The organism is Paenibacillus agilis (assembly GCF_007786455.1).
In the GTDB taxonomy this organism is placed as follows: Bacteria; Bacillota; Bacilli; order Paenibacillales; family Paenibacillaceae; genus Paenibacillus_B; species Paenibacillus_B agilis.
Map to the genome: position 1 here is coordinate 290545 of NZ_VNJK01000002.1, position 18265 is coordinate 308809.

Annotated in this window: 13 protein-coding genes; 7 read left to right on the forward strand and 6 right to left on the reverse strand. The window is 45.2% G+C overall.

All coding sequences use genetic code 11. The features are described from left to right. Positions 1 to 271: 271 nt before the first annotated feature. Positions 272 to 2068 (reverse strand): S9 family peptidase, encoded by a 1797-nt coding sequence (locus tag FPZ44_RS17690; RefSeq protein ID WP_144992250.1) that lies wholly within the window; start codon positions 2066 to 2068, stop codon positions 272 to 274. A 349-nt stretch (positions 2069 to 2417) separates the two neighbouring features. On the opposite strand from FPZ44_RS17690, the gene FPZ44_RS17695 reads away from it, so the two are divergent. From FPZ44_RS17695 to FPZ44_RS17710, 4 genes are read left to right on the forward strand one after another with little or no spacing between them, the layout of a single operon-like run. Beyond that, positions 2418 to 3407, forward strand: coding sequence for a sulfonate ABC transporter substrate-binding protein (locus FPZ44_RS17695; RefSeq protein WP_144992252.1), 990 nt, complete (start codon positions 2418 to 2420; stop codon positions 3405 to 3407). 20 nt (positions 3408 to 3427) lie between these two features. Next, positions 3428 to 4624, forward strand: a complete 1197-nt coding sequence (gene ssuD / locus FPZ44_RS17700; protein WP_144992254.1) for an FMNH2-dependent alkanesulfonate monooxygenase — start codon at positions 3428 to 3430, stop codon at positions 4622 to 4624. Next, on the forward strand, positions 4593 to 5423 hold the full coding sequence (gene ssuC, locus FPZ44_RS17705) for an aliphatic sulfonate ABC transporter permease SsuC (RefSeq protein ID WP_144992256.1): 831 nt from the start codon (positions 4593 to 4595) through the stop codon (positions 5421 to 5423). The genes ssuD and ssuC overlap by 32 nt, the downstream gene beginning before the upstream one ends. Continuing rightward, entirely contained in the window at positions 5420 to 6193 is a 774-nt protein-coding gene (locus FPZ44_RS17710) for an ATP-binding cassette domain-containing protein (protein WP_144992258.1), read from the forward strand. The genes ssuC and FPZ44_RS17710 overlap by 4 nt, the downstream gene beginning before the upstream one ends. A 123-nt stretch (positions 6194 to 6316) precedes the next feature. Here the strand turns inward: FPZ44_RS17710 and FPZ44_RS17715 are convergent, their stop codons facing one another. The 3 genes from FPZ44_RS17715 to FPZ44_RS17725 all read right to left on the reverse strand — a co-directional run bounded on the left by FPZ44_RS17715 (position 6317) and on the right by FPZ44_RS17725 (position 11665). Continuing rightward, a complete protein-coding gene (locus FPZ44_RS17715) occupies positions 6317 to 7012 on the reverse strand; it encodes a hypothetical protein (RefSeq protein WP_144992260.1) in 696 nt (231 codons plus the stop codon). Between the two features lie 320 nt (positions 7013 to 7332). Next, a complete protein-coding gene (locus tag FPZ44_RS17720) occupies positions 7333 to 9399 on the reverse strand; it encodes a serine hydrolase domain-containing protein (RefSeq protein ID WP_261378410.1) in 2067 nt (688 codons plus the stop codon). Between the two features lie 148 nt (positions 9400 to 9547). Further along, positions 9548 to 11665, reverse strand: a complete 2118-nt coding sequence (locus FPZ44_RS17725) for a serine hydrolase (protein WP_144992262.1) — start codon at positions 11663 to 11665, stop codon at positions 9548 to 9550. 194 nt (positions 11666 to 11859) lie between these two features. Between FPZ44_RS17725 and FPZ44_RS17730 the strand changes: the two genes are divergently transcribed. Together FPZ44_RS17730 and FPZ44_RS17735 are read left to right on the forward strand one after the other, a co-directional pair. After that, a complete protein-coding gene (locus FPZ44_RS17730) occupies positions 11860 to 12573 on the forward strand; it encodes a response regulator transcription factor (protein ID WP_144992263.1) in 714 nt (237 codons plus the stop codon). Continuing rightward, positions 12566 to 14059, forward strand: a complete 1494-nt coding sequence (locus tag FPZ44_RS17735) for a HAMP domain-containing sensor histidine kinase (RefSeq protein WP_186786124.1) — start codon at positions 12566 to 12568, stop codon at positions 14057 to 14059. Before FPZ44_RS17730 ends, FPZ44_RS17735 begins: the two co-directional genes overlap by 8 nt. A 100-nt stretch (positions 14060 to 14159) precedes the next feature. On the opposite strand, the gene FPZ44_RS17740 is transcribed toward FPZ44_RS17735, so the two are convergent. After that, positions 14160 to 15578 carry an amino acid permease gene (locus FPZ44_RS17740; RefSeq protein WP_144992738.1) on the reverse strand — a complete coding sequence of 473 codons (1419 nt, stop codon included), beginning with the start codon at positions 15576 to 15578 and terminating at the stop codon, positions 14160 to 14162. 375 nt (positions 15579 to 15953) lie between these two features. On the opposite strand from FPZ44_RS17740, the gene FPZ44_RS17745 reads away from it, so the two are divergent. Beyond that, on the forward strand, positions 15954 to 16295 hold the full coding sequence (locus FPZ44_RS17745) for an antibiotic biosynthesis monooxygenase family protein (protein WP_144992267.1): 342 nt from the start codon (positions 15954 to 15956) through the stop codon (positions 16293 to 16295). A gap of 434 nt (positions 16296 to 16729) precedes the next feature. Here the strand turns inward: FPZ44_RS17745 and serS are convergent, their stop codons facing one another. Continuing rightward, the gene (serS, locus tag FPZ44_RS17750) at positions 16730 to 18013 is read right to left on the reverse strand and encodes a serine--tRNA ligase (RefSeq protein WP_144992269.1); all 1284 of its coding nucleotides are present in this window, start codon (positions 18011 to 18013) and stop codon (positions 16730 to 16732) included. Positions 18014 to 18265: the final 252 nt, after the last annotated feature.

Here is an 18265-nt window from a genome sequence, read left to right on the forward strand (position 1 = left end):
ACTGAGTTATTTATTTAGTTATTGAACTGTTTGTTAGCTATCTGTTCAGAAGTAATTTCGGAAGACCCTTCATTTAGATTAGTGCCAAATATGCAGTTATTTAATCTGAAAATGCCCTTATTTGAGATATTATCGGCAAAAATACATCTATCTTAGCAATCTTGCCTATTTCAAATGCAAATCGAGAAAATTAACTGCACAATTGTCCTTATTACTCACAAAATGAAGTTTTCTACTTCAAATAGCTGCACTTTTGTCCACAACATATTTACTACCCTTGATTTCGCTTTAAAAATGCAGATACACGGCGGCAAGCTGTAATATTGTTCTCCGTACGTGAAATGCCATGCCCCTCATCATCAAAGACAAGGTATTCCACATCACGTCCCTGCGCACGAAGCGCTTCTACAATCTGATCGGATTCTGCCTTTACAACACGCGGATCATTTGCCCCTTGAATAATTAGCATTGGGTTCACCATCTGATCAAGATACGTAATCGGAGAGTCTTTAACAAAGCGCTCATGATCACGCTCTGGGTCACCAATCCAACGATCCATCATTGGCTTCCAGAACTCTGGCACAGACTTCACAAACGTAAACAGATTGCTTACTCCCACAATATCAACTGCCGCACGGAAATAGTCTGCATTGCGTCCTGCCAATAGCAAGGTCATATAGCCGCCATAGCTTCCACCCATTACAAATAGTCGTTCTCGGCTCGATATCCCTTGCTCAAACAGCCAATCCATACCGGCAAGACAATCTTTACGCGGCCCTTCGCCCCATTCTCGCTCTACCAGTTTCGTGAATGATCGGCCATAGCAGGTACTGCCGCGGAAATTCGGACAGAAAAGATGATAGCCCTCAGCGAGCAAGTATTGGAACATCGAACGGAAATGTTTGCGCTCCGCATACTGCGGCCCTCCATGCGGCCAGAAAATCGTATAACCATTGGCCAATTCATCTTTGGCACGGAACAACAATGCCTCAATTTCCATGCCATCGAATGACGTATATTTCACCGTCTCTGGAGTGACGAGATCTTCCCGTGTAAGTCCAAGCACGATATTGCGCGTCAACATCGTCCATTTTCCATTATCATATTTATAAATATTATCCGGATCGACTGCTCCTCGAGCCAATATATAGAGCTTGCCTGATGCTGCCACATGCATGTGTTCTACAACACTGGTTGGAAGCTTCAGCGCCTCTAAGTTTCCTGTATCATACGCATACACATAAAGTCCGTCCTCTACTCCCTTTTCGGTCAGCACATAGATGGAACGGGATTCTTTATGCCAGTGCAGCTCAGACACGCCCTCTTGCGGTATTTCAAATAATGTCTGGAACTCGCCTGTTGAAATCGTATACTTTGCTGCATATGCAAATTCAGCTTTATAATCCGTTGTAAAAATAATCGTATCATTATCAATAAACCGTACATTGGCTGTCACTTGCTCTTCATCAGCACTTGGTGTCAAGCATGCTTCTACCTCATCTGCCCCTCGAACGAGAGCAACATGGTACGTATTAGAGTATCCTTTCCCGTACACAATCTTCTTTTCATCTGGACTCACAGCAAGCAGAGATGTCATTGCATCTTTGCCTTCAACGATTAACTTCTGCTCTCTCGTTTTCAAATCCAGGGCATATGTATTTATAAACTGCGGATTGTTCTGTGAAGTCCCATAATAGAGACGTTGTCCATCTTCCGATAGGGAGCTAAAGAAGAATTTATCTGTCGGTTCCCCTTCCACCAACTTTAACGGTACACCACCTTCAGGACGCAGCGCATAGAGATGGTAACTTTCATTCCCTTCATGGTCGAAGCCAGCTAATATATGACGGCCTTGTGGATCTATTTTTATAAAATTGCATGATTGCCCTTGATAGGTTAATGGATAAGGATAAGAGATTTCATCATGAAGCTCGATTGCATACATATCTAACTTTCCGTTCATATTCGAACTGAATACGAGTCTTGATTCATCAGCACTTACATCAAAATTTCGAATGACAAATGATTTATAATACTGCTCTGCATCAGGCTTTGGAAAATTGATCATGGAATGCTCCTCCTATAAGATATCATCGTAGTTGTTAAAAAGTGGATGAACACTTTTCATCATTATATAGAGTCCAATTCCTTTACACAACCAACTTTAAAAGGAGGCGTAATCCGTCTAGAGACCGATGCGATAAACAGGAAAATATCCGTACTAGCCCATTGACACAAAAATTTTCCAATGTTATGATAACTGCCAACCAAAATACCAAGTAATCTCATAGGTATTATATATCTACCGGACAACCGGAGATGACCAACACTTCTTTGTGGGAATGAAGAGGGAGGCATCTCCTTTTTCGCGTTCCTAACTGTCATTTTTACAAATTAGGAAAAGGGGCGTGGAGAACATGCTGCTAAAAACGATTCGTACATTTAAATGGATTGCTGTCGGAGCTTTATTGTTGATGGTGCTGAGCGCTTGCGGCGGTGTGCAGCAACAGAACGCCGCAGTTGAAGGAAATAATGAAAGTAAAGCTAAGGTCATTCGGATCGGTTATCAAAAATATGGGGTACCCAACTTCCTTAAAGTACGCGGAGGGCTAGAAAAGAGACTGGAGCAAGATGGTGTTGCAGTGGAATGGACTGAGTTCCCTGGAGGGCCGCAGCTGCTAGAAGCGCTTAATGTCGGCAGTATCGATCTCGGACATACCGGAGAAGCACCGCCAATCTTTGCTCAAGCGGCTGGAGCTCCACTTGTTTATTTAGCTCATGAAGCATCGCGTCCGCACAGTGAAGCTATTCTCGTTCTTCAAGATTCCCCCGTTCAATCTGTAGCTGACCTTAAAGGCAAAAAGATTGCATTAAACAAAGGCTCTAATGTTCATTATCTGCTCGTAAAGCTGCTAGAGCAGGCTGGACTTCAATATAGCGATGTAAAGCCTGTGTTCCTGCCGCCTGCTGATGCGAGAGCTGCATTCGAGCGTGGAAGTGTGGATGCATGGGCAATTTGGGACCCGTATCTTGCATCTGCTCAAAAGAACCTCGATGTAAGAATCGTTGCCGACGGTGAAGGCGTTGTGAACAACTTTGAATTTTATCTGGCGGTACGCAGCTTCGCGGAAAACAATCCTGACATTATCGACGCTTTATTTGAAGAGCTGAACAAAGCCGGAGATTGGGCAAACGCTAACCATAAAGAGTTGGCAAAATTGTTATCCCCACAGCTTGGCATTGATATCCCTTCCCTAGAGCTGGCTTCTAGCAGACGGGAATACAATAGCGTTCCAATTAGCGACAACGTTATCGCGGAACAGCAAAAAGTAGCTGACACCTTCGCTAAGCTCGGCTTGATACCACAGCCGATACAGGTCAAAGAAGCACTATCGAACCGCAAATAAAAAATAATGGAGGGTTCTATATGGAAATATTCTGGTTTATTCCGACACATGGTGATGGCAAATACTTAGGTACAACGACAGGAGCACGCGCAGTCGATTTTCCTTATATGCAGCAAATCGCACAGGCGGCGGATCGACTAGGTTACAGCGGTGTGCTGCTGCCTACCGGCAAATCCTGCGAGGATGCATGGGTAACGGCATCTGCCTTGATCTCCTCCACAAATAAGCTGAAGTTTCTCGTCGCCCTCCGCCCAGGATTGATGTCCCCAACTCTAGCAGCTCGTATGGCCTCTACTTTTGACCGCATTTCCCGAGGCAGGCTGCTCATTAATATCGTGACAGGCGGTGATCCTGTAGAGCTGGCTGGTGAAGGTGTATTCCTTGATCATAATGCGCGTTATGAGCTGACGGATGAATTTCTTCATATTTGGCGGAAGGAACTGCTTGGAGAAGAAGTGTCTTTTGAAGGCAAACATCTGCAAGTTCGCGGCGGTAACAATCTATATCCTACTATTCAAAAACCTTATCCACCCTTGTACTTTGGCGGTTCATCATCTGCTGGTCAGCAGGTGGCGGCTGAGCATGTCGATGTCTACTTAACGTGGGGCGAACCTCCTCAACAAGTAAAAGAGAAGATCGATCATGTACGGCAACTTGCTGCCCAGCAAGGACGCACGCTGCGCTTCGGAATCCGCCTACACGTCATTGTACGTGAGACGAACGAAGAAGCTTGGCAAGCTGCTGAACAGCTGATTCAATATGTTGACGATGCTACGATAGCCGCTGCACGTAAAGTATTCGGCCGTTATGACTCCGAAGGACAGAGAAGGATGGCGCAGCTTCATCACAGCAGCCGTGAATCGCTGGAAATTAGCCCGAACTTATGGGCCGGAATCGGACTTGTAAGAGGGGGAGCAGGGACAGCACTCGTGGGTGATCCTGACACCGTTGCCGCTCGAATCAAGGAGTATGCGGAGCTTGGTATCGAAACCTTTATTTTGTCCGGCTATCCGCATTTAGAAGAAGCTTACCGCACAGCTGAATTGCTATTCCCGCTGCTCCCAATTAGACAACCTCAACAGCAAGAAGAAGCCGACCTTGCAAATAGTCCTCTCGGTGAAATTATCGCCAATGACCGACCACCAAGCCATGCAGCTATCCGTTCCACGAAAGAGGTGACTGCTGATGCAAAGAGCACGGCTCGACAGCACGCTTAAAAGATGGCAGAACCGCTCATGGATTGCATGGGTCGTTCCGATTACCTTACTCTTATTGTGGCAAGTCCTTGGTCAGCTCGGAGTTATATCTACTCGTATCCTACCTACACCTATCGCTGTCATAGAAGCGCTTATTACTTTAATCAGCAACGGCATGCTATTTGACTATATTGGAACAAGTACAGGACGTGCGCTTATTGGTTCCGCGATTGGCGGGAGCATCGGCTTTAGCCTTGGTCTGCTGAACGGGGTTGTTCCTTTGGCTGAGAAATTGACAGATACGTCGATTCAAATGGTTCGTAACATTCCTCACCTTGCGCTCATTCCGCTCGTTATCCTATGGTTTGGAATCGACGAGGCAGCGAAGCTTTTCCTCGTTGCACTCGGAGTGGCGTTCCCTATTTATTTGAATACGTTCCACGGTATTCGCAGCGTCGATCCAAGCCTAATTGAAATGGGCAAAGTTTATGGACTGCGAGGCTGGGCGTTATTCCGCAATATCATTCTTCCGGGAGCACTTCCCTCCATTCTCGTCGGGGTGCGCTTTGCACTGGGCACGATGTGGATTACACTCATCGTCGCGGAAACGATATCAGCGGATTCAGGCATCGGCTATATGGCCATGAATGCCCGTGAATTTATGCAAATGGATGTCGTCGTCTTGAGCATCCTTTTATATGCACTGCTTGGCAAACTGTCTGATTCAATCGCCAAATGGTGCGAAAGGCTGTTCTTGCAGTGGCATCCGAATTACGGAAAAGGACAACAGGCTGGCAAGAAAGGAGTGACCTCCTTATGAGTACGGGTGTATTCGGATCTTCACTCTCCGCTTCCCAAGTATGGAAGCAATTCGATCATGTGACTGTGTTGGAGGAACTAAACCTTCAGGTTAAACCCGGAGAATTTATCGCCATCGTAGGGAAAAGCGGCTGTGGCAAAAGTACGCTGCTTCGCTTAGTAGCTGGCTTGGATGAGCCAACAGACGGAACGCTGCTGCTCGATGGAAAAACGATACAAGGCATCGATCCTGATACGAGGGTGTTGTTTCAAGATGCTAGACTACTTCCTTGGAAAAAAGTCATCGATAATGTGCGAATTGGCGTGCGCGGCGGAAATCCGGACGATGCTGCAGCAGCACTGCGAATGGTCGGACTCGAAGACAAGGCGCATGTATGGCCCAGTACATTATCAGGTGGACAGCGGCAAAGAGTCGCGCTTGCGCGGGCATTAGCTGGCCATCCACGATTGCTGCTGCTAGATGAACCATTAGGAGCGCTCGATGCATTGACCCGCATTGATATGCAGGATTTAATCGAGAAGCTGTGGCAAAGGCAGCGTTTCTCTGTCATTCTCGTCACCCATGACGTCAGCGAAGCGGTGGCACTTGCCGATCGTGTCGTGTTAATGAAAGATGGAGCCATCGCACTCGACGTAGCCATTACACTTCCACGTCCACGGGAACGAGATAGCGGCTTTGCTTATTTTGAACAGCTTATATTGGACCGTGTCATGGAACGCGATTCCCGCTCTGAACGAGCTTCCAGACGGCAGACGTCCTATTCCATTTGATAGACGACAGCATACAATCGAAAAAGCCAGAGGCATTAGGATGTCTCCTTTGCTTCTGGTTTCTTTCTCGTATAAAAATGATAATTTCTCATGCATGATCTTAAACAAGTGATTTTTCTACCGCTATGAAACAGCTCCAGACTCACCCGGTTGCAAACTCCCAAGATGTGTACGACACTCCTCTACAAATACCCTTGGCTCATCGAGCGTAAAATATATATCTGTAACTGTCTGATTAGCGCCCAGCATAACCCCTATCTTGGTCGCTTCTTTTAGTCGAATGTGTATATTTGTCGATGGTCCAATCGGTACGAAGGAATGCTTCATTTCTTCACCTGTCAGCTCAACATTATTCACCATCTCTATGGTCTCAATTTGATCATAGGTGAGTTCCACTCGAAGCTGATTTCCTAATCGAATCCATATTCCTTGTGCAGTTACACCGATTGGATTGAGCTTCATTGCTCGATAATCGGAAATAAGCCATATAATCATATATACATTTCCAATAGACAGAATCCATGCCAATACGGATGACCATTTCGCTACAAAGAAATGAACAATTAATCCCTCTAAGACAAGAAGCTTAATAATAAACAAAACCATCGTCAGCCATCCTGATTCCTTATGCACGGTAAATGACTTCGCATGATCCCGCTCAAAAGAATGTTTGCCCCAAGACAACAGTACATAATAGTATACCGCTAGCTCGTACGCAACATAAGAGGTTACGCCCCTTCGACCAAACAGCGATGCAAGTCGGCCATAAAGCGCCTCCATTGGATGAATGCGTACCGTGCCCGTGTCATACTTCTCCATGCCCGCACACTCCTTCTTTGTATATCCACCTCTACTTATGTTCAGTATATCTTGCTACTCTTTCATGAATCTGTCCGCTTCCTTTCATTAACCTTACAATTTTATACAATAGTATGTATTCATCTTATTCTCCCCAAGCAAGTATAGCGATAAGCAATATGAGGCAACTGCCTATGCCTGATCCTACAAACCTTCATCAATATTCAAAACAAAAACAGCCCCGAGTCTGGGGCTGCTCTTCGATGGCGCCCCCAACCTTCGAGACTGTTCTTTTCGGTGATTGCACCTGCTAGCTAACTTGCTACAAGTACATGCTTAGACTATTTCGCCGCCCCGTCAGTAGGGAAAGACATTGTGTAAAAAATAGCCGCTGCCTCTTGTCGCAACAATGGCTTACGAGATTGATAGTCGAAAGAACCGTCTTTCCCCTTCTTCACCTCTGGACCATATAATCCGCTGGCGACCATGAACTTTACACCCTCAACTGCCCAAGCGTCTGTTTTGCCTGACAGCTTTGCATCCTGCGGTGCAGCACCAAACGATTTCATCACTTTCCAGATCATATCCGCTGCCTCTTGCCGTTGAATAGCCTTGTCGGGATAGAACTTCTGCGATTTATCTAGTGTCACGACTTGCATATCAATTGCCGTTTGAATCGCAGCCGCAAATTCGTGATTGATGCTGTCTTTCGCAACAGGCTTTTTGTAAGAATAGCCCATGTCCATATAATCCGCCAAGAGCTCCACAAACTCAGCCCGCGTCATTTCCTCTTTAGGCTCAAGCTCCAGTTCATCTTCATCCGCGTCCTCACCTACATGAAGCGTAATAAGCGAACTGATGCCGTCAATATAAGTACGATATGGATGATTGCGTCCTACATCTTCATATTTCAGCGGTGCTCCAATCTTTTTTGCCCAGCTCACAGGAGATAAAGAAGCAAAGTAAGCATATTCAATCTGGCCATCTATCTCTTTAAATGCCAACTGGGAGCCCTCTTCGCTCATAAAGAGAAACTCATCTACTTGTTTGTATTTGAACGGAAGATTACGTACAGACAGCGTTCCATCCTCATTCGCCTTAACTGGGAAAACCATCAGGCCGATGCGCAAGTCTTTGTACACACCTTCATAACGTGCCAACTGCTCTTTCGTCGGTTTCAGAAATTCTGGCTTAGATGAAGAATCTGGGAAGTAACGATTCATAAATGCTTGGAGGTACATCTCTCTTAATGGCGCATTGGAGTTATAAACAATAAAGACACCCGTATTTTGTTTCGGCAGGAGCCACAACATAGAGGAATGGGCTGGAAGGTCTCCGCCCTTCATGACAACATGCTGTCCATTAAATAAATGGTGGTTAAAAAATTCATAGCCATATGCCATATTCGGTAACTTAGGATGGATAGATACTTGTGGGTTTAACATGTTATCCAAAGAATCGGATTGTAAAATACGGCCTCCTTCATAAACACCGCCGTTCAGTTGTGTGAGCATGAACTTGGTCATATCTGCTCCCGTCGACAACATACCGCCTTGTGGAGCATCTGTTGGTTTCATGTTAATGATCGGCAATTCTGTATTTCCAGGAGCATAGCTTTTAGCTAGCTTGCTTCTTAACTCAGAGGTTAGCAGAAAGCTGCTATCGTTCATGCCAAGGGGATCAAGAATATGTTTCTCGATATATTGATTGAACAACGTCCCCGATACCTGCTGAACGATGTAGCCTTGCAGCATCGATGCGAAGTTATCATAGCTATACACCTCGCCAGGCTTGGTCGTAATTTCTGGCATCTGATCACGAACGACATCCTTTAATGCGGTGATAGAATCTAAATCAGGCTGCATTGCATCCATAGAATCCGCATATTCCACACCAGACGTATGGGTCAACAGATGCTCCATCGTTAGCTTGCTGCCCGTCTTATTTCTCAGCTTCGCATCTCCAAGATACTGCTGTACGTCAGCGTGAAGATCGATCTTTCCCTGTTCAACTAATTGCATGACTGCAGTCGCTGTGAACACTTTCGATACGGAAGCGATACGAAATACTGTTTCTTTCGCATCGACCGGCTTTTTATTTTTCACATCAGAGTAGCCGTATCCTTTTTCCAGCAGTACTTTACCATCCTTAACGACGGAAACAACTGCACCTGGTGCAAGCTGTTTTACTTGCTCCTGCTGAAAAAATTCATCTGTAAACTTCTGAACATCCTCCGGACTAAGGATTGCTGGGGCTGCAGGAGCCGCTGTCCCTTGTTTGATTGTTCCAGCAGAAACATCTGATGATGCCTTTGGATTTGCTTCAGCCGCAAAGCTAAAGGTTGGGGTGAGCAGCATAGCTATTGCCAGTACAGCGGCCCACATGCGAGTAATCTTCGTTTTCTTCATAGATATCCTCCCTGTAAGAAATAAAAAATTGTTATCCTACCACTTCGACTCATTTACATAATATTCCTACTTCGATTTTTTTAGTTTAGCAATTATTCATTTATAGATGCCCTAGTAGTGATGAGTAGATTGCATCCATCCTCATCTTCTACTCTAGCGGTAAGGCTATTTTGTAAAATAGTGCTGCTGCTTCTTGAGTCAACAATGGTTTTGTCGAGAGATAGTTGAAGGCCCCGGTCTTATCCGGTTTCACTTCAGGACCGAAGAAGCCTCTCGCAACTACAAATGAGACCGCCTCCTGGGCCCACTTATCCGTTTTTCCTGAAAGCTTCACTTCTACCTTTGGCATCCGATATAAACGCCAAATGATATCTGCCGCTTCTTGACGCGTAATCACTTGATCGGGCTTAAATTGACCATTTTTATAGTAATTCAAGTTAATTAAGTCCAAATCAACAGCCGTCTGTATTTCCTTTTCGTAACTATGGAATTTTATATCTTTGAAAATGGACTTGTTCGGGGAATAGCCAGTCTCCGTAAAATCTACGAGGTGTTTGATGAACTGTGCTCTAGTCAATGGCTTAGTCGAATGAAAATAAGAACTCCATCTATGCCCCACATTGATCATACTGCTTATCCCATCTGCATATTTTCGATACGGATGCTGCTTCGGGAGATCTGGATATACTCTCGGCTGAGACAACTTACCTGCCCACCCATTGCCATTCATAAATGTTTGGGCATATGTGATTTGGCCCTCTTTCTCTTTGAATACAAGAGCCTCTCCTCTCTCGTTCAAGAAGAGCATCGGATCAACTTGACGGTACTTTGCAGAGGTACCAATACTATCGCTTACCGAGAGCGTTCCGTCGGCATTCGCCTTTACTTTTGTAAGCAATATGCCAATACGATAGTCACGATATAGTCCTTCATACTTCCGCAGCTCCTGCAGGGAAGGTGTTTTAAAGACTGGCTTAGGCCTTGTGTCTGGATAAAATTGATCCATAAATTGTTCTGCAAACGCCATCGTCAATCCATTTGAACGATTAAAGCCTAGGAATATACCGACGTTTTCGTCTGGGATCATCATCACTAATGCGGAGTAGTTCAGCATGGCTCCTCCTTTAATAGGAACATTGCGGCCATGGAAAATATGTGGAGCTAGATATTCATACCCGTAGCTCATGTTAGGTATGTCAGGATGAATAGACAGCTGCGGAGTAAGCATTTGTTTCACCGTCTCAGGCTGCAAAATACGTTGACCGTCCAACTCACCACCGTTTAGCTTCGCTAGCAGGAATTTGGCCATATCTGCCCCCGTACTTACCATGCCCCCTTCTGGAAGCACCGTTGGCTTGAGCAGCATATCCGGTATCAACTGGCCATCGCCATCGTAACCTAATGCCTTAAGTCCCTTCAGTTTTGGAGTAAGCACGAAGCTGCTATTGTTCATCCCCAGCGGTTGAAAAATATGCTTATCTACATAATCTTCGAACAACAGTCCTGATTGCTCCTGAACAATATATCCTTGCAGCATAGAGGCAAAGTTATCATAACTGTGAATTTCTCCAGGCTTATACTCTACAAAAACCTCATTACGCATTACATGATCTTTCAGCGGATAATGCTGACCTGACTTCGCGGATTTTGCTCCTAAAATATCGACATCTGCATATTTCACACCGCTCGAATGGGTAAGTAAGTGCTTCATCGTTAATGGATCTCCCATTTTTCTATGCACTTTCGCTTGCCCCATATAGCGGTGGATGTCAGTGTTCAGGTCAATGCTGCCCTGCTCTACGTGCTGCATTACAGCAGTAGCCGTAACGATTTTCGAAACCGAAGCAATGCTGAACACAGTCTGTACAGGGTCGACTGGCTTTTTCTTCGCGACATCCGCAAAGCCATATCCTTTCTGAAGCAATACCTCTCCATCTTTCACGACCACAGCAACCGCACCAGCCATTTGCTGCTTTACTTCCTCTCTTGAGAAGAAATCATCTGCAAAAGATTGCACAGTTTGTACAGTTAAAGGTGCTGCAGAAGGCTCGCCAGCAAATGCTGTCTCCATGTGGACGGCACCAAAAGCAGTCGTGCTTATTCCACTAATCATGCGGAATGGATCCATTGATTTTATGCGAGCTACTAAACTTGTAACTGATTCCTGATGTGTTCTGTCCTCTGCAGCTAATACCGCTACTGAACCCGCGAGTTGCAAAAGCAGTGAAGTTGTTACCAACAAAATAGAACACTTGAATCTTTTCACCTTTGCAAAGTCACCTCCATTGGAAATAAGTAAGAGTGTATCTACGTCTACGTCAAATGAACCCTTTATTGGGATTGTACCTTCCCAATCTTTCCGTCAACTTTCATTATTCTTACATTAATCTTACATAAGAGGAAAAGGGTTCCGCTCGAAGAATGTTTACAGTACGCTAGTAGAGAAAGGAGGAGAATGACATGCCACACACCATTTTAATCGTTGATGACGAGCCGGAAATTATAGAGATGCTGCAATTATTTTTAGAACGGGAATCGTATACAATCGTTGCAGCAAATGATGGACAAGAAGCACTGCAACGGCTGCAAGAGCACACTATTGATCTAGCCATTGTGGATATTATGATGCCGAGGATGGACGGTCTCCAATTGCTAACAGAGCTGCGCTTGACGAATAAGCTTCCTGTCATTCTTCTATCTGCTAAGAGTGAAGACAGCGATAAAATTGTTGGATTGGGCCTTGGGGCTGATGATTTCGTCGCCAAACCCTTCAATCCGCTTATCGTTCTTGCCCGCGTGCAAGCACAATTGCGTAGAACGTATACGTTTAATGAAGAAGAAGCTTTGCCATCCATGCCGCCTACACGTGTGGGCGAACTGACACTGGATCATGACTCTTGTTCACTCTTGAAACGAGGTCAGCTTATTAGCTTAAGCGCGATTGAATATAAACTGCTTCATATGCTGATGAGTGCACCTGGGCGAGTGTTTACGAAGAAGCAAATTTTCGAACAAGTATGGGGCGAGCACTATATGGCTGATGACAATACCATTATGGTTCAGATGAGCAGATTGCGGGACAAAGTGGAAGATACGCCAAGAAATCCATTGTATATTAAGACAGTACGTGGACTTGGTTATCGCTTCGCAAAGAGAGATGAGCTGCATGCGTAAACCTAAAAAGCTTAAGGCCAAAAAGCTATTCAGGCGCCTAATTAGCTATTACATATGGTTCTCGATCACGATTACCTGTATCGCTATCCTCGTCTTCGGTTTCATCATTTTTCGAACAGTCGGTCCCGTTGAAGAAGTGTTGTATCCTGGCATACAAAGTAATGTAATCGTTAAAAGCGATTATAAGCAAATCGACGCTTCTTTCATTCAATCAATCGGGGGCTGGGTAGAAATTGTGGATCAAGAACGGCAAGTTGTCCATATCATTGGTGAAAAAAAGGCGGGACCTATGCAATACGATCGAATGCAATGGCAAAAGCTATTTTATGATAGTAAGACAAAGCCCTACTATGTATCGTCTGCTCCTATTCCAGGTACGAACGATCAGCTGTTGGCGGTAGTCTTTATTTCTTCGGAATATGCGATACATGAGCCCCTCCTTCATAAAATGGCAGAGGAAATCAACGCAGATTTTTATCATTCGCTGCTCATCGGGGTGATTCTTCTCCTTATCTTGTTTATGATAAATTTGTTTATTTATGGGCGCTTGGCATCCAAACGAGTCACCGGACCACTCAAGTCCATCTTAGGAGGTCTTCACAGTATTGTGGATGGGCAATACGACAAGCGGCTCCAGTATTCAGGCGATTATGAGCTGCAGCAAATTCAAGATCATTTTAATACGATGGCAGAGAAATTAGAGCAGGCCGAGCAAATGAAGCAAGAAATGGAAGCAAGCAAACAGCGGATGCTCACTGGCATTTCACATGATTTGCGGACACCGATCACGACAATTCAAGGCTATACACAAGCACTGCAGCTGGGGCTTATTGAAACGGAAGAAAAACGACAGCAAGTACTAACAACCATGCTGCAAAAATCACAACGTGTCTCTGAATTAATCGATGACTTCTTCGAGCTCTCAAAGTTGGAAAGCTCTGATTATCCGTGTGAGCTAGAGCAAACTGACCTGTCTGAGTTCATTCGCGAAGTCGCAGCGGAATATTATCCGCTTTTTGAAGAACAGAAATTTGTATTTAACTATTACATCCCAAGTAAAGCAGTCTCTGTACCTGCGAACAGCAGATTATTGTACCGAGCGGTATCGAATCTACTGTCGAATTCCATTCGATACAACCCTCCAGGTACAACCGTGTCGATATTGCTGAATGTCATGCCCTTAGAGGTGCTTATTCGCGTCGAGGATAATGGTGTGGGCATTCCGGAAGAGCTGCGGACTACCATATTTGATGCTTTCTCACGAGGCGACCGTGCTCGTAAGAGCGATGGCGGTACGGGCTTAGGCCTTACGATTGCAAAGCATATCGTTGAGAAGCATAACGGAGAAATTAAACTGCAAAGTGTCGCCGGAAAAACAGTATTTGATATATGGCTACCGGCGCAGCAAACGATGCGAACTACAGAGAAATTAGTGAATAGGGCCGCTCAAAGAAAGCCCCAGGACTGTCTGCGAATAGGCAAATAGAGAAAGCCCCTGTTCATCTTTTCTAGGAAAGGAAAACAGGGGCTTTATGCAGCGGTCTAGTCTAATGGAAGACTGTACTACTACATGCTCTTGCTTATTACTAGCGCTTGCGTCTTGCCATAATTGGCAAAATAAGACCAAGGCCAAGCAATGCGAACGGTGTTATGATATTCAGTCCGAATTGGAAGTACCACTCGCTCGTGAACATAGGTACTTTCGGGAACATCCCCATTAAGCACGCGAATGCCGTAAACACGAAGCACCATAGGCCAATTGCGAAACCAACTTTATTGTTTTTCACAAACTTATAATCAGAAATGAACTTATCCGATAGCTTCATCAATGCCATGAACGCCAAGAAGACGAACAAGTAACGAAGCGGCATTACGATAGAATTTAAGTCTAGCAGCCAGTTGAACAACGTATTCATATTACCGATACCGAATGCCGGCACCATAATAAGGATACCAACCAATATCGCTGTCATAAGATAGCCGTTCACTGGTGTACCACGCTTATTCGTCTTGAGCAAAGCACGCGGCACATAGCGATCATCCGAATCAGAAAGCAATACTTTAAGCGGTGCATCAATGGAAAATGCCAACGCAGAAATTTGCGCCAACGTATTCGCCAAAGCGTATAGAATCATGAGCACGTTACCAATGCCGTAGTACTCGCCAAGAATTTGGAACGCATAGTATTGACCATTCATTTTCAAGTCATCAGGGATATTGTTCGAGTCGAACATCATACCCATTGCAAATGAACCGAGAAGTGCGCATACTGCAACCATAATTGCCAACACAAGCATACCACGCGGGAATTCCTTCGTTGGATTATGCGTGTTATTTACATAAGGAGAGATTTTCTCCGCTCCACCCACCGCAAACACGAGCATAGACAATGTCGTGAAGTAAGCAAAGTTGAACTCTGGAATAAAGGATGATACCGACATATCTGCTGTCGCTACTTGAACCCCTGTCAGCATCGGCGCTGTCACAGCAAGTGCAATGTACAAGAGAGACATGACGAACACGGAAATACCTGCTATCGTACCGATACGCTTCAGTGAAGAAATACCGCGAGATGCGATCCACAAGAAGAACAAGAAAATAAGCAGCGTAATCGTTTGCAGGATGACGGGAGAAAATTCTTTTACCAGCGTCCCCTCGCCTGTAGCTGCCCAACCGAGTGCGATTACGATCGCCTGCGGCTTCTGTGCCAAATAAGGAATGTGTACGACCCAGTAGGTCCAAGCTGCAAAGTACGCAAGGTTAGCACCCATCGTTTCTTTAATCCAGCTGCTAACGCCGCCTTTTCCATCCTTAAAAGTGGAACCAAGCTGTCCGACCATTAGCGCGTATGGAATAAAGTACAACGCGATAATAAGAATCCACGAGGTGATGACACTTAAGCCTTGGTTCGCATAGTTATTCACGACATTACCGAATCCCCATACGGATACGAAGGCCATGAGCGCGATGTTATACCATCGCAACTTTTTTGCGTCGTTGTCAATCATTGATGTCCAAGCTCCCTTTCTTTCTGTTAATCTAAGTTGTTATTTTGAATTGGCGTATCCTGTACATGTACGTGCATAAGCATGTAAAAAAGAGGCTGCACCTGTAGGTGTAACACAGTAGCGTCCACTCCATTATTTCATAAAATCATAGAAAACAATGTATGGAATTACATATACAAGATGTGCTTATATCAGTATACTCCTACCTTTTCAACAACCCTAGCGGAAATAGTATCCTCTTATTGGTATATTAAGGTGATAGATGGTACACAAGGCTCCGCTCTCGCTGCAGATATCTCTTACCCTTGTAATTGATAATGATTATCAATATAATAGGTATATGTTGTCATTATAATCGGGGAGTGTGTACTTATGTTTATCGAGACGAAGACGATCGTTGTAAAAGAAGGCTTTTCCCAGCAAATTGTAGATCATTTTACAGGACCGGGCATTATCGAGCATTCTCCAGGGTTTATCGATCTCAGTGTTCTAGTGAAACGAGTTCGTCGCGGTGACGAAGAAATTATCGTGCTAATCCGTTGGGAGTCAGAAGCTGCTTGGAAAGGCTGGGAGACGAGCGAAGCTCATATCGAGGGACATCGTCAAAGCCGTGGCAAACCTAAGCCGGACTATGTGATCAGCTCCGCACACGCGACCTATGATGTGAAATCCTCTAAAGGCCCTGCTGTGAAAACCGAAGCGGTAGAGCATTAATTTTTAGTAAATTATTTGTTTAAATGCAGATGAAAATAGAAACGTTTGAAATGTTAGAGAGGCTGCTCCTATGAGGCATGGTACTTTTAGAAGGTTAGATTATACTAACTTTCAGATTACTGTGCCCTAAGAGACAGCCTCTTTCGGTATAATGCTATGATTTTGGTGCATATTCATCATGACAAGAAACCATTTCATCATGTATTAGGACAATTATGCAGTTATTTAATCTGAAAATAGGCTTATTTGAGCTATTATAGGCAAAAATACATTTATTTCGGCTCTTTTTTCCTCTCAGGCGCCTAATTGAGAAAAATAAATGCAGTTTTGTCCTTATCTAACGCGAAATGATAGTTTCGAATGAAAATAACTGCACTTTTGTCCAAGTCATCCTGTTATATCCGCTCAAGTGAAAGAATTGGCAAACGTCATAACTATTGTGGCGGCGCCAAGTAAGCCAACCCATTCATATATGGGCGCAGCGCTTGCGGAACGTGTATGCCTCCATCCTCATCCTGATGGTTCTCCAACAGTGGAATCAAGATGCGCGGCGTAGCAACGGCCGTATTGTTCAGTGTATAAGCAAACTTCAATTGTCCCTCTGCATCTCGATAACGAATACCCGACCGCCGTGCTTGGAAGTCCAGCAAATTCGACGACGAATGCGTTTCGCCATATGCTTGCCGACTAGGCATCCACGTCTCTATATCGAACTGCTTGTATGTCTTCTGCGCCATATCACCTGTACACACCGCCATCATCCGATAGGGAAGCTCTAACAGCTGTACGATTTCCTCCGCATGCGCCGTAATCTCCTGATGCAGCTGCTCTGCTAACGCTCGATCCGCCTCACAAATGACGACCTGCTCCACTTTTGCAAATTGATGCACTCGATATAGTCCATGCACATCCTTACCCGCCGAGCCTACTTCACTGCGAAAACAAGTCGATACGGCTGCCAAGCGAATCGGCTCACTCACATCTACAACTTCATTGCTGTAATAAGCAACCAGTGGCACCTCCGAAGTCCCCACTAACCATTGATCCTCATCCACAATTGCATACGACTGATCCTGTCCTGTTGGAAAGAAGCCTGTATTCATCATGGCAGCTGTTCGTGCCATCAGCGGCACCTCGAGCGGTGTAAAGCCACGCTTCATGAGCAGATCCAGTGCTAGCTGCTGTACCGCACGATGAAGCAGAACCCCCGCTCCTTTTAAATAATAATGACGGGTTCCCGCTGTCTTCACTCCTCGAGGAATATCAATCATCTCATGCAGTTCACCAAGCTCGATATGATCCCGCGGTTTGAACGTTGGCGCTTCAGGAGTTCCTACTCGCTTCACTTCCACATTGTCCGCATCCGAGCGTCCATGAGGCGTATCTGGCGAAACAATATTAGGCACATACAGCATTCCTTCGTTCAACTTAATCCGCACTTGCTCAAGTTCTTCCTCCAGCGTCGACAAGCGCTCATTCATCGCTCTTACCTGGTGTTTCACCTGCTCCGCTTGGATATGCTCTCCGTTCTGAATAAGCATGCCCACACGCTTGGATTGCTCATTGCGCTGCTGGCGCAGCACCTCTACCTGTTGAAGCAACTCTCGCCTTTCTACATCCAAATCCAGTAGCTGTGCAATATCAATATTTATCCCTTTCAGCCCCGCTACTTGCTGCACCTCATTCGCATTCATTCGTAACCATTGCAGATCCAACATACACCGCACACTCCTTCTCTTGTTGTGTAAAAAACAAAAAGAGCCCTCATCCGTATGGGACGAGGAGCTCTCTGCTCGCGGTGCCACCCAACTTGACCGAACTCGTTACAGTTCGATCCTCTTTGGTTCCGCGATAACGGGCGGGCCCGGTTAACTTAGGGGAATGCTGTACCCTACTGGTCAGCTCCCTTAACGAAAACGCCTCCGAGTTGGATGCTCTTCACTGGCGAATGGTCGTGTTTATTTTGAGTG

Coding starts and splice junctions, on each gene's coding strand:
- ssuC (WP_144992256.1), top strand. CDS start 4,593: ATGCAAAGAGCACGGCTCGACAGCACGCTTAAAAGATGGCAGAACCGC.
- ssuD (WP_144992254.1), top strand. CDS start 3,428: ATGGAAATATTCTGGTTTATTCCGACACATGGTGATGGCAAATACTTA.
- FPZ44_RS17735 (WP_186786124.1), top strand. CDS start 12,566: ATGCGTAAACCTAAAAAGCTTAAGGCCAAAAAGCTATTCAGGCGCCTA.
- FPZ44_RS17720 (WP_261378410.1), bottom strand. CDS start 9,399: ATGAAGAAAACGAAGATTACTCGCATGTGGGCCGCTGTACTGGCAATA.
- serS (WP_144992269.1), bottom strand. CDS start 18,013: ATGTTGGATCTGCAATGGTTACGAATGAATGCGAATGAGGTGCAGCAA.
- FPZ44_RS17745 (WP_144992267.1), top strand. CDS start 15,954: ATGTTTATCGAGACGAAGACGATCGTTGTAAAAGAAGGCTTTTCCCAG.
- FPZ44_RS17695 (WP_144992252.1), top strand. CDS start 2,418: ATGCTGCTAAAAACGATTCGTACATTTAAATGGATTGCTGTCGGAGCT.
- FPZ44_RS17710 (WP_144992258.1), top strand. CDS start 5,420: ATGAGTACGGGTGTATTCGGATCTTCACTCTCCGCTTCCCAAGTATGG.
- FPZ44_RS17715 (WP_144992260.1), bottom strand. CDS start 7,012: ATGGAGAAGTATGACACGGGCACGGTACGCATTCATCCAATGGAGGCG.
- FPZ44_RS17690 (WP_144992250.1), bottom strand. CDS start 2,068: ATGATCAATTTTCCAAAGCCTGATGCAGAGCAGTATTATAAATCATTT.
- FPZ44_RS17730 (WP_144992263.1), top strand. CDS start 11,860: ATGCCACACACCATTTTAATCGTTGATGACGAGCCGGAAATTATAGAG.